Annotated in this window: 10 protein-coding genes, 1 rRNA gene and 2 pseudogenes; 12 read left to right on the top strand and 1 reads right to left on the bottom strand. The window is 37.0% G+C overall.

What is annotated here, in order from left to right:
- From rrf to hisC, 10 genes and pseudogenes are all read left to right on the top strand, one after another.
- Positions 1 to 109: ribosomal RNA gene (gene rrf, locus CDG56_RS11035) — 5S ribosomal RNA — on the top strand; the annotation flags it as partial.
- Between the two features lie 177 nt (positions 110 to 286).
- Positions 287 to 624, top strand: a pseudogene (locus CDG56_RS17325) (hypothetical protein).
- Between the two features lie 192 nt (positions 625 to 816).
- Positions 817 to 2,265, top strand: coding sequence for an RNA polymerase factor sigma-54 (locus CDG56_RS11045; RefSeq protein WP_087547886.1), 1,449 nt, complete (start codon positions 817 to 819; stop codon positions 2,263 to 2,265).
- Positions 2,266 to 2,431: 166 nt separating this feature from the next.
- On the top strand, positions 2,432 to 2,773 hold the full coding sequence (gene hpf, locus CDG56_RS11050) for a ribosome hibernation-promoting factor, HPF/YfiA family (protein ID WP_005158799.1): 342 nt from the start codon (positions 2,432 to 2,434) through the stop codon (positions 2,771 to 2,773).
- Between the two features lie 135 nt (positions 2,774 to 2,908).
- Positions 2,909 to 3,160 (top strand): BolA family iron metabolism protein IbaG, encoded by a 252-nt coding sequence (gene ibaG, locus CDG56_RS11055; RefSeq protein WP_004663844.1) that lies wholly within the window; start codon positions 2,909 to 2,911, stop codon positions 3,158 to 3,160.
- Between the two features lie 6 nt (positions 3,161 to 3,166).
- The gene (gene murA, locus CDG56_RS11060) at positions 3,167 to 4,426 is read left to right on the top strand and encodes a UDP-N-acetylglucosamine 1-carboxyvinyltransferase (RefSeq protein WP_005158797.1); all 1,260 of its coding nucleotides are present in this window, start codon (positions 3,167 to 3,169) and stop codon (positions 4,424 to 4,426) included.
- Complete coding sequence (hisG, locus tag CDG56_RS11065; RefSeq protein ID WP_087536792.1) at positions 4,423 to 5,112, top strand: ATP phosphoribosyltransferase; 690 nt, start codon at positions 4,423 to 4,425, stop codon at positions 5,110 to 5,112. Before murA ends, hisG begins: the two co-directional genes overlap by 4 nt.
- Positions 5,113 to 5,203: 91 nt before the next feature.
- Positions 5,204 to 5,308: pseudogene (locus CDG56_RS11070) on the top strand (DUF4272 domain-containing protein); the annotation flags it as partial.
- A 155-nt stretch (positions 5,309 to 5,463) separates the two neighbouring features.
- On the top strand, positions 5,464 to 6,753 hold the full coding sequence (gene hisD / locus CDG56_RS11075) for a histidinol dehydrogenase (RefSeq protein ID WP_005158794.1): 1,290 nt from the start codon (positions 5,464 to 5,466) through the stop codon (positions 6,751 to 6,753).
- Between the two features lie 64 nt (positions 6,754 to 6,817).
- The gene (hisC, locus tag CDG56_RS11080) at positions 6,818 to 7,903 is read left to right on the top strand and encodes a histidinol-phosphate transaminase (protein WP_087545787.1); all 1,086 of its coding nucleotides are present in this window, start codon (positions 6,818 to 6,820) and stop codon (positions 7,901 to 7,903) included.
- Positions 7,904 to 7,914: 11 nt separating this feature from the next.
- On the opposite strand, the gene CDG56_RS11085 is transcribed toward hisC, so the two are convergent.
- On the bottom strand, positions 7,915 to 9,264 hold the full coding sequence (locus CDG56_RS11085) for an anthranilate synthase component I family protein (protein WP_087545785.1): 1,350 nt from the start codon (positions 9,262 to 9,264) through the stop codon (positions 7,915 to 7,917).
- A 516-nt stretch (positions 9,265 to 9,780) separates the two neighbouring features.
- On the opposite strand from CDG56_RS11085, the gene CDG56_RS11090 reads away from it, so the two are divergent.
- Positions 9,781 to 10,770: a DUF6160 family protein gene (locus CDG56_RS11090; RefSeq protein ID WP_087545784.1), complete on the top strand. Its 990-nt coding sequence runs from the start codon at positions 9,781 to 9,783 to the stop codon at positions 10,768 to 10,770.
- A gap of 272 nt (positions 10,771 to 11,042) precedes the next feature.
- Entirely contained in the window at positions 11,043 to 11,876 is an 834-nt protein-coding gene (locus CDG56_RS11095) for a C39 family peptidase (protein ID WP_087536797.1), read from the top strand.
- Positions 11,877 to 11,891 lie beyond the last annotated feature (15 nt).

Raw genomic sequence — 11,891 nt, forward strand, 5'->3', positions numbered from 1 at the left:
GACAATAGCAAGAGTGAACCACCTGATCCCTTCCCGAACTCAGAAGTGAAACCTCTTAGCGCTGATGGTAGTGTGGCCTTTGCCATGTGAGAGTAAGTCATCGCCAGCTTTTAAATCTAAACACCCCTAACCTAATGGTTAGGGGTGTTTTTTATTCGGGAAGAAAAGAAATTGGGAATTGATTTAAGAACAAATTTTAGTCTGATGAAAATTGTATCATATGTAGAAATTAGAGTTGTGTTATTCTCTTAGTAATATGTCGAATAATTAATAAAGATGGGTTAGCATGATTTTTTATACACTTTTATCTGCTATTGCTTCTATCTATTTGTGTTTCTTAATATTGAATAGCATTAAAAAAATACAGAGAAACAAAATCAAGAACCTAGAGTTGTTCGTGAATGGATATTGGATGATCCTGACGGTGAGCTATATGTAGCTTTTATTACATCAGATCAAAAGGTCTGGTCTGTTTCTGGTCGTTATTCTCATTCTTCTGGTTCAACGAGTACGACTTGGTCTAGCTTTCTAGCAGGGGATTTAAATGAGCTTGTGCGAAGAACGATGGGAAAGAACGTGCTTGAAGAAATGCTTGAATGCCTTAAACAGCAAAACATAAAATAATTCTATGCTGTTTGCATGTTTGTTAAATGAGAGGGATACAACCCCCTATTACAATAAATATTTTGCATCTTTGCTATTTTTGAGCAGATTAATCAGTAGAAAAGAACTTTGCTTATAGGCGTAAACATTGCTTTATGTTATAAATATTTTTATGGGCATGTTTTTTGCTTATTTAAAAAGGGAAGTCTTAGCATGAAATTATCTGTAGGGTTGAAAGTTGCGAATAGTTTATCGTTAACCCCTCAATTACAGCAGGCAATTCGTTTACTACAACTTTCTAGCTTGGAATTAGAGCAAGAAATACAAATTCAATTAGATAGTAATCCGTTACTGGAAAAAATTGAAGAAAATAATACAACAGAAAGTTTATCTACTTCAGAGATCAGTGAGTCAGGAGATTTAACCACGGAACTTAATGCAGATCATTTACCAAATGACTTGCCTGTTGATACCGAATGGGATGATATTTATACACATCAATCAACTGCATTAGCATCGCCAGAATATGAAGAACGAGAGGATAATCGTCAAGTTCAATTGAGTCTAAAAGAACATATCTTAGAGCAAGTAAATTTATTACATTTTTCTACAGTAGATAAATTAATTGCTTATTGCATCGTTGATTCTTTAGATGATAAAGGGTTTTTAGATGCTGAATTAGATGATATTTTGCTTGCAGTTACTCGGCTATTAAATGAAATGGAGAGTGCTGATGAGGTTGAAGAAGATGAAATTATTGTTGTTTTAAAACATATTCAACGTTTAGATCCAATTGGAGTGGGTTCTCGAAATTTAGCAGAATGTTTGAAGATCCAATTAGAAGGCATAGATCAAAAAAAATCATACTTAGCTGAAGCAAAGTGTTTACTGAAGTATTATGAATTATTAATAGCAAATGATTTAAATAAATTATTGAAACAAACAGGTTTGTCTAAAGAGCAGTTGAAAGGTGCTGTTGATTTATTAAAAACATTAAAACCATATCCAGGTTTAGAATTTAGCCAACAAGAATCTGAATATCAAGTTCCTGATGTTGTGGTTTCTAAGAAAGATCAGCATTGGCAAGTGCAGCTTAATCCCGATGTTATGCCTAAATTAAGGATTAATTCTTTTTATTCAAATATGATTCGTCGTGCTGATCAGAGTGATGATAATGTTTATTTACGTAATCAAATGCTTGAAGCGAAAAATTTTATTAAAAGTATAGATGAACGGCATAAAACATTACTCAAAGTTTCAACTTGTATTGTGGAACATCAGCGAGCTTTTCTTGAACAAGGACCTGAGGCGATGAAGCCTTTAGTTCTCCGTGATGTTGCAGAGGAAGTTGAATTACATGAATCCACTGTTTCACGTGTAACAACTAATAAATATATGCTTACACCACGTGGCTTATTTGAATTGAAATACTTTTTTTCAAGTCATGTTGGAACGACGACAGGTGGTGAGGCATCTTCAACTGCGATTCGGGCAATGATTAAAAAATTAGTTTCGAATGAAAATCCGCGTAAGCCTTTGTCTGATAATGCAATTGCGGAAATGTTGAAAGATGAGGGGATTGAAGTAGCTCGACGTACAGTTGCAAAATATCGTGAATCGTTACATATTCCATCATCTTCAGAAAGAAAAGTCTTGATCTAAATTTCAAGGTGTGACTATTCTAGGGATTCATTATTACGGAATAATGAATCTTTTTAATAATCACTAAAGGAATCGCTAAAATGATTTAATGAATGTTGAATCTTAATATGCATTAAATTTGCTTAGGCGATTCTTTGTATCCTTAGAAAAGGTGAGGGATAGAATTATGCAAATAACGATTCGTGGACACCATTTAACTATTACGCCTGCTATTGAAGAAAATATAAAAATGAAATTTAGTCAAATGACTAAGCATCTAGATCAAGTGAATAGTATGCAAATCAAATTGGCTAAAGATCATCAAATTGATAGACGTTCTCATAAAGGGAGCTCTAATCATATTGCTGAGGCGATTATTCGCTTACCGGGGATTGAACTGTTTGCACAGGCGACAGCAGATGATATGTATACTTCGATTAATAAATTAACAGAAAAACTAAAAAGACAGCTTGCAAAACATAGAAAAATACAGTGTTCTTATCAACATGAGCTGGCAATTTTAACTTAAGTTTTTTATCAAAAGAGGCTATTGCAACTAGCCTCTTTTTTTTATCGATAAAAAAAGAAAAGGCTTAATGAATTATCTGAAAAAGTTATAGTAAAATGTATGGTTTGACGCCATGGTTGTATAAGAGGTCTAGTAATGAATAGTGAGCAGCTCACGCAAATTTTAAAAGAAGCTTTCCCTGAAGCAGAAGTAGCAGTGAGTGGCCAAGCTGGGAAATTCGACCTTCGAATTGTTGATGATCAGTTTGATGGCAAACGTACGATTACTCGTCAACAAGCCGTATATGCACCATTAAACTCTTATATCGCAAGTGGTGAAGTGCACGCAGTTACGATTCGCGCAATGACAAAAGACGAATGGCGTAAAGCAAGCCTTTTCGGAGCTTAAATATTAATGGATAAATTTTTAATTACGGGCGGTGTTAAGCTCGAGGGCGAAGTACGTATTTCTGGTGCTAAAAATGCGGCTCTGCCTTTACTTGCTGCAATGATTCTTGCAGATTCTCCGATTACTTTAACGAATGTACCTCATTTAAAAGATGTGAACACCTTAGTGAAGCTGATTGCTGGCTTAGGCGTTACAATGAGTTATGAAGGGGATACGGTTCGTGCGGATGCGTCAACATTAGATAATCAGTTTGCACCTTATGAACTTGTGAAAACTATGCGTGCATCAATTTTGGTACTCGGTCCACTATTGGCTCGCTATGGGAATGCTAAAGTTTCATTACCTGGTGGTTGTGCGATTGGTTCACGTCCTGTTGATCAGCATTTAAAAGCATTGGAAGCTTTAGGTGCGCAGATTGAAGTTGAAAATGGTTATGTTCATGCTTCTGTTGATGGTCGCTTAAAAGGTGGCGAAGTTATTTTTGATATGGTCACTGTTGGTGGCACTGAAAATATCTTGATGGCTGCTGTATTGGCTGATGGTGTGACGACAATTCGTAATGCTGCTCGTGAACCTGAAATTACTGACCTTGCACAAATGCTCATTAAAATGGGTGCCAAGATTGAAGGTCTGGACACAGATACATTAGTTGTAACTGGCGTTGAAAGTTTACATGGCTGTGAATATGCGGTTGTTGCTGATCGAATTGAAACTGGTTCATATTTAGCTGCTGCTGCAATTACAGGTGGTCGAGTTAAAACCACGCATACGGACCCAGCATTGTTAGAAGCAGTATTGGATAAGTTTGAAGAAATGGGTGCAGAAGTGACCCGTGGTGATAATTGGATTGAACTAGATATGCAAGGTAAACGTCCTAAAGCTGTGAGCTTTAGAACTTTACCTCATCCCGAATTTCCAACTGATATGCAAGCGCAGCTTATGGCGGTCAATGTGATTGGTCGTGGTTTTGCAACGATTTCAGAAACAATTTTTGAAAATCGTTTTATGCATGTTCCTGAATTGTCACGTATGGGCGCAAATATTCAAGTGGAAGGGCATGATGCAGTCGTAACTGGCGTAGATAAATTGCAAGCTGCTCCTGTAATGGCGACTGATTTACGTGCATCATTTTCTCTTGTTCTCGCTGCATTAGTCGCAGAAGGTGAGACTTTAGTTGATCGTATCTATCATATCGATCGTGGCTATGAACAAGTTGAAGAAAAGTTACAAAGTTTAGGTGCTCAGATTAAGCGAGTAAAAGGATGAATGACTTAAGAAACGATGATCCAAATTTTGATGTAATGGGTAATTTTGATCATGGTTTAACCTTAGCGCTCAGTAAAGGACGTATCCTAAAAGAGACATTACCTTTACTTGAGAATGCGGGTATTAATTTATTAGAAGATCCTGATAAATCACGTAAATTAATTTTCCCAACCACACATAAAAAAGTACGTATTTTGATTCTTCGTGCTTCTGATGTACCGACGTATGTTGAGAACGGTGCAGCAGATTTTGGTGTAGCGGGTAAAGATGTGCTGATGGAACATGGCGCCCAACATGTTTATGAGTTACTTGATCTAAAAATTGCAAATTGTAAATTGATGACTGCTGGTAAAGTTGGCATGGAACGTCCGAAAGGCCGTTTAAAAATTGCAACTAAATACGTGAATCTTACTCGTCAATACTATGCAAGTTTAGGTGAACAAGTTGATGTGATCAAACTTTATGGATCGATGGAGCTTGCACCTTTGGTTGGGCTGGGTGATTACATCGTCGATGTGGTCGATACAGGTAATACTTTACGTGCCAATGGTTTAGAGCCATTAGAAGAAATTTGCAAAGTTTCTTCTCGTTTAATTGTCAATAAAGCGAGCTTTAAACGTAAACAAGCCGTGTTAAATCCAATTTTGACGCAACTTGAAGAAGCTGTGAAATTACGTTCAGTATGATTTTGCATGATGATTCAAAAAACCGTTCTTTTGAACGGTTTTTTTATCGCTTAATGTTCTAATTAAGGGAAAGAATGTCTTACTTTCAAATGATGCTCGTTTAAAACAACAAGATGCGCCTGAAAATTTAAATGCTTCAGTTGTTGTGGAACGTCATGGTGCTTTGAATTGGCTAATTCAGCATGATGGAGATTAGGATAATCCAGACTTAAATACATAAAATTTAAAATATTTAAACCTAAAAATGATTTTTTCTATTAAAGCAGGTGGAAATGCTGATGTTATCTTGCCCACAAGCGTGTTGAAAAAGAGTAAACTTAGCTTTCTCTTATTCGCCTTGTGGGTAAATTGATGCGACGTTTATCGACTCAGGATCAAAATTTTAAACAGGCATTTGCTGAACTTTTAGCATTTGAAACTGTGAATGATCCTCAATTAGTACAAACTGTAGACCAAATCATTGCTGATGTTCGTCAGTATGGTGATGATCATGTACTTAAATTAACACAACAGTTCGATCGACATCCAGCGCATCAATTCTCGGATTTGGAACTGACCCAAGCTCAACTTAAAACTGCATTTGAAGGCTTAAGCACAGAAATTCGTGAAGCCTTAGAATTGGCTGCAAAACGTATTCGTTCTTTCCATCAGGCACAAAAGCAGGAAGGTTGGACTTATGTTGATGATCTGGGTAATACCTTAGGTCAGAAAGTCACGCCACTTGATCGCGTCGGGATTTATGTTCCTGGTGGATTAGCATCTTATCCATCATCTGTACTTATGAATGCTTTACCAGCACATGTAGCAGGGGTTCCTGAAATTATCATGGTGGTTCCAGCGCCGAATGGTGAATTGAATCCATTGGTTTTAGCAGCTGCATATTTAGCAGGGGTAAGCCGTGTATTTACTATTGGCGGTGCTCAAGCCGTTGCAGCGTTAGCTTATGGAACGCAAACTATTCCAGCGGTCGATAAAATTACAGGACCGGGGAACCGTTTTGTAGCAGCAGCCAAACGTGCAGTCTTTGGTCAGGTGGGTATTGATATGATCGCGGGGCCTTCGGAAATTTTGGTGTATGCCGAAGGGGAAAATAATGCTGAATGGTTGGCTATGGATGTATTGTCTCAAGCTGAGCATGATACGGTTGCACAAGCCATTTTTATTACGCCAGATGAAGCACTTTTAAATGCTGTCGAAACAGCCATTGAAAAGCATTTAAGTGAATTGCCAAAAGCAGAAATTGCTCGAACTTCGATTCAAAATCGTGGTGCGTTGGTACTGGTAAAGGATCGTGCGGAAGCGATTAAACTGATTAATCAGGTTGCTCCAGAGCATTTAGAATTATGTCTTGATGATGCTGAATTAATGAGCCAAGAGATTCGTCATGCAGGTGCGATCTTTATGGGGCGTTATACGCCTGAAGCGATCGGTGATTATTGTGCAGGCCCAAATCATGTTTTACCGACTTCGGGTACAGCGCGTTTTTCTTCACCGCTCGGCGTTTATGATTTCCAAAAGCGCTCAAGTTTAATTATGTGCTCGCAAGAGGGCGTTAAAACTTTGGCTAAAACAGCAGATGTGTTGGCAGTTGAAGAAAATCTTGATGCCCATGCACGCTCGGCACGCTATCGTTATCAATAACCGATTCGAAGAATAGATAGGGGCTGATAGAAGCCCCTTTTTTGAGATATATGAGAGTAGAACAATGACGTTTACAACTGAACAAATGCGTTTTTGGAGTCCAGAAGTTCGTGAACTTGAGCCATATGTACCAGGTGAGCAGCCTAAGATTCAGAACTTACTAAAACTTAATACCAATGAAAACCCATATCCACCATCACCTAAAGTTGTGGAAGCTGTTCAAGCAGTTTTAACTCACCAAGCCGATGCTTTGCGCTTGTATCCAGATCCAGATGCGACCGCTTTAAAGCAGGCAATTGCTAAACAGCAGCATGTTGATGTTGCTCAAGTCTTTGTCGGTAATGGTTCGGATGAAGTTTTAGCGCATATTTTTAAGGCTTTTTTTATTCAGAAAGAGCCAATTCTCTACCCAGATATTACCTATAGTTTTTATCCTGTTTATAGCCAGTTTTTTGGAACTCAGACCAAGCAGATTCCATTGAATGAAAAATTCGAAATTGATGTGTCGGATTATGAACAGGAAAATGGCGGTATTATCATTACCAATCCGAATGCGCCAACCAGCATTGCATTAGGATTAGCACAGATTGAGCAAGTACTTAAAACAAATCCTGATCGAGTCGTGGTGATTGACGAAGCTTATGTCGATTTTGGCGCTGAGTCAGCAGTGCAATTGGTCAATCGTTACGAAAATTTAGTCGTTTGCCAAACGACATCTAAGTCTCGTTCATTGGCGGGATTACGTGTCGGCTTTGCGATTGCTCAAGCGCATTTGATTGCTGCACTTGAAGCTGTAAAAAATAGCTTTAATTCCTATCCAATCGATCGTTTTGCGATCGCCGCAGCGGTGGCCTCATTTGAAGATCAAGCTTATTTTGAAGCGCAATGTGCCAAAGTGATTGAGAGTCGAGAAAAATTAGTTGGTGATCTCGTGGCTTTGGGTTTTGATGTATTGCCATCGAAAGCCAATTTTATCTTTGTCACGCATCCTCAATACGATGCTGCTCAACTGGCTCAACAATTACGTGAGCATGGTATTATTGTGCGTTATTTCAATAAACCAAGAATTAATCAATTTTTACGTATCACGGTTGGTACAGATGAACAAAATCAACGTCTAATCGATACACTTAAAAATCAAATTTTATAATTCTATAAAATTTAGTTCTCAGATTTTTGCCATGTATTGAGCAAATCAAGCATGGCAGAAATTTTATCAAAGCATTCTTGGTACTCGGCTTGGGCATCAGAAGCAACCGTAATGCCGCCACCTGCCCACATCGATAATTGATCCTGATATTTTTGAATACTGCGGATTAAGATATTCCAGCAACCTGTTCCATCAAAATTAAAATAACCCAAACTTCCACAATATGCGCCACGTGGAGCACCTTCTAATTCATTAATAATTTGCATAGCGCGAATTTTGGGTGCCCCTGTAATTGAACCACCCGGAAGAGCGGACAATAACATCTGCATGGGGTTTACTTCTTTTTTTAAGGTTGCAGTGATTTCACTGACCATATGATGGACTTGGTTGAAGCTTTCAATTTCGAAAAGTTTTGTCGTTTCTACAGATCCTGTTTCTGCATAAACACTTAAATCATTCCGAAGTAAATCAACAATCATCACATTTTCAGCCTGATCTTTTTCAGAGCGGCTGAGCTGATCTTTAGATTGTTGGTCTTGCTCGGCATCATCAAAACGAGGCATTGTACCTTTAATTGGTCGTGTTTTAATTTTTCGATTTGTTTGAAATTCGACAAACAATTCTGGAGAACAGCTGAGTAGCTCAAAATCATGTATCTTGAGATAGGCAGCATAAGGTGCATGGGTGAGCGCCCATAAATCCTGTGCTCGATCTAATAATGAGCCTTCTGTTTTTGCAATAAACTCTTGAGTTAAATTAATCTGGTAGCAGTCACCAGCTTTGATATATTCCTGCACTTGATTAAATGCATGTAGGTATTGTTGCTTAGACCAGCGCGGATAGCATTTTTCTAATAATGAGAAAGGTGTTTTTTGAATATTGATTGATTGATTGATTAGATTTATGACATTTTGATAAATACTTTCAGCTTCATTTTCATCACTATAAAAATACCAAGCATCATCCTGAAACTTTAAAAAAGTCGAATATAGACCTAAGAAAAAACTGGGTTGATTTCGTGAAACCATGTTTATAAATTGATTTGCACTATAGTCATAGCTAAAAAAGCCAATATATCCACCACCAAAAGTAGTTTTCATTGAACTTTGTGAATGGGATTGAAAATTTAAAAAATCGCTAATAGGTAAGGTTGCTTGTACATTCTTATATTTATTAAATTGAGTTTTACAAAATTTTTTGAGTTTTGACTGTTCTAATACTAAAAATTCTTGAGGCAAAAAACCAATTGTCGGAGTGTGATTGTCATATAAATAAACTAAACCAGTGAGTTCATTCAGCTGTATAAGAAGGTCAAATGCAGAGGTGAGTTGCGTGTCAAGTTTTTGCTGAAAATGAGACATATAACAAAAATACATTCATATACATTTGGAAAATATAATTGTACTACAATCATCTAAACTCTACTGATATTTATCCTGTAGATAAAAGTTGAAAAATATTTCTGAAATGTATTGTGATTCTGTCTACTGAAATTGTAAAACAAGTTGCAATTTTCATGAATTGGTTTAAGAAAGCGCAATTGTTTACATTTTGCAGTGATTTGGGCGGATGATAAAAGGTTTAAATAGGATATTTGACTATGATTTTCTAAAAATGCTGATTAAAAAACTATAGTGCTTTCCATATGTTAGAGCATATAAATTAAAGTGGTGCACGAAAAAAGTATTATGCCGTTTGTCGGGTTATTTATAAAAAACGATTAACAGTAGTTGAACATAAAATAACAAACCTGTAATTTAGTACTTGCTAAACGAACTACTCAAGGATTGGAAGTTCAATTTGTCATTAAGAAAAAAACGACAGTGAACAGCAGAGTAGTGAAAGTCAAAAAATAAATGCTCTTGGGAGAGTGCTCAATGAAAATGTTTACTAAACTAGCTTTAGTTTCTTCAATGGCGATTAGCGCGAATGCAATGGCTATGCAGTCAATGGATGATGCTGCACTAAGCGCTGCAACAGGTCAAGACGGTATCAATATTGGTATCGGTATCTCTAAAATTGAAATTGATAAAGTTTTAATTCACGATAACGATGGTTTGACAAATACTACATTAGGCGGTACTAGTACTGCTGGTGCAATTGTAATTCAAGGAAACGGTACAGGTCTTACTGCTACTAAAGGTGTTGTAATTACAGCTCCAATGTTGAATGCTACTACTGTTGATAATACTCGTGCTTTAGCATCACATAACCTTGCTGACCTTACAATTGATACAGATGCTGGTACTGGTACAAATGGTGCTTTCCTTAACGTTGCAGCAGCTGTTTCTGGTTTAGATATCTACATCGGTGAAATTGGTGTGTCTGGCTCTAATGCAGCAAGCACTACAGTTCGTCGTGGTAATGATACAACTAACTACAACGCAATTTTATCTGGTTTAACAATCAAAACTGGTAAAATGGATGCAAATATTCAGCTAGGTGCTGCTCCACAAGGTGCGATGATTGTATTAAATACAACTATGCAAGGTGGTTTAGAGATTAAAAACCTAGGTATTGTTGATAGTTCTACAAAAACTGGTACTGCAGATGGTACAACTGGTAACCGTGCTGCTGGTCAAATTTACCTTGAGAGCATCAAAGTTGCTGATGCTAACGCTGCAAACTTAACAGTGAATGCTGCTGTAAGTGTTGTTGGTAAAGAAGACACTAATAACGGTTACTTAAAAATTATCACAGGTTCAGGTGCTACTACACCTAAAACTGATATGTACATCAAAGGTATTCATTTAGGTAGCCAAGCAGCAGCTTCAATTGGTGATGTGGAAGTTCAAGGTTTACAAACTTACTACTTCAACGGTACTGCAAATGTTCAAGGTTCTATGATCACTATTTCTGGTCACTAATCTTATAACAAAAAAAGCGCACTAGTTGCGCTTTTTTTATTTGAAATAAGTATTTTTATGTGCTAAAAAATGGAAAATAGTTTTGCTAAAGCACAATAAATTACTTAATGACAACTAATTTTTATTAAAAAATACATTTCGTCAAAAAAAACTAAAAAAAAGCTGCTTTTTTTTATAAAAAAAGGTATCTTCAACATTCAGGGATGAGGTGTTTACGGACACTAAAATAAAATGAATAAGGCAAGTTGTGCCACTGTTAGAAAAAGAGACTTATGTTAGAGATCGCTTTAGGCTCAGCATTGATGTATTACTTTACAACGCAAGCCTTCGAAATAGAAAAAAAACCAGAGGGGACTGTATATTATACAGAGACCTTAGATTCTCGTAATCCTTCTTTTACACGTAATCATCGTGAGGCGGTCACAATTAAACCTGCTATAGAAGATCAATTTCGTGGTATTGTTCGTCAGGCGTATGACTACAGTTGTGGATCAGCCGCATTAACTACGCTGTTAAATGGCTATGGTGGTTTACGTTTGACTGAACAACAAACAATGACAGGTTTGCTTCAGTATGGTGAGTATCAACGTATTATTGAGCGCCGTAGTTTTTCTCTGTTAGACATGAAGCGATTTGTTACTGCACTTGGGTTGAATAGTGGTGGTTATCGAGGGGAGTTTTCAGATTTAACCAGTTTAAAACAGCCTGCAATTGTTCCTATTACTTATGCTGGTTTTAAACATTTTGTTGTATATAAAGCATATAAAAACGGTCGAGTGTATGTTGCAGATCCATCATTAGGCAATATTAGTTTTGATGAAATTCGCTTCAAACAGATTTGGGATAATAATACACTTTTCATTGTAGATATTCCGGAAGAGTATCGTAAAAATTTATTAGCGTTGCAAGACTCAGATATGCGCCATGTAGAAGATGCAACTGTTAATAAATACGCGCTTGCGGAAATTCAGTTTCCGACACAAAAGTTTGAACGTATGGCTGATAAGGCATCAACGATGCGTAAAGTATTAGATGCAGATCCGACCTCTGCTACTTACAATCAACCAATTACGACTTTTATGCGCTTATATTACAAGCGGAAGTAATTTAGAAATCATTAA

It is taken from the genome of Acinetobacter sp. WCHA39 (genome assembly GCF_002165385.1).
Classification (GTDB): Bacteria; Pseudomonadota; Gammaproteobacteria; order Pseudomonadales; family Moraxellaceae; genus Acinetobacter.

What these genes read in the sequence shown, in the direction of transcription:
- CDG56_RS11045 (WP_087547886.1), top strand. Translation starts at nt 817, where the DNA reads ATGAAATTATCTGTAGGGTTGAAAGTTGCGAATAGTTTATCGTTAACC.
- hpf (WP_005158799.1), top strand. Translation starts at nt 2,432, where the DNA reads ATGCAAATAACGATTCGTGGACACCATTTAACTATTACGCCTGCTATT.
- ibaG (WP_004663844.1), top strand. Translation starts at nt 2,909, where the DNA reads ATGAATAGTGAGCAGCTCACGCAAATTTTAAAAGAAGCTTTCCCTGAA.
- murA (WP_005158797.1), top strand. Translation starts at nt 3,167, where the DNA reads ATGGATAAATTTTTAATTACGGGCGGTGTTAAGCTCGAGGGCGAAGTA.
- hisG (WP_087536792.1), top strand. Translation starts at nt 4,423, where the DNA reads ATGAATGACTTAAGAAACGATGATCCAAATTTTGATGTAATGGGTAAT.
- hisD (WP_005158794.1), top strand. Translation starts at nt 5,464, where the DNA reads ATGCGACGTTTATCGACTCAGGATCAAAATTTTAAACAGGCATTTGCT.
- hisC (WP_087545787.1), top strand. Translation starts at nt 6,818, where the DNA reads ATGACGTTTACAACTGAACAAATGCGTTTTTGGAGTCCAGAAGTTCGT.
- CDG56_RS11085 (WP_087545785.1), bottom strand. Translation starts at nt 9,264, where the DNA reads ATGTCTCATTTTCAGCAAAAACTTGACACGCAACTCACCTCTGCATTT.
- CDG56_RS11090 (WP_087545784.1), top strand. Translation starts at nt 9,781, where the DNA reads ATGAAAATGTTTACTAAACTAGCTTTAGTTTCTTCAATGGCGATTAGC.
- CDG56_RS11095 (WP_087536797.1), top strand. Translation starts at nt 11,043, where the DNA reads ATGTTAGAGATCGCTTTAGGCTCAGCATTGATGTATTACTTTACAACG.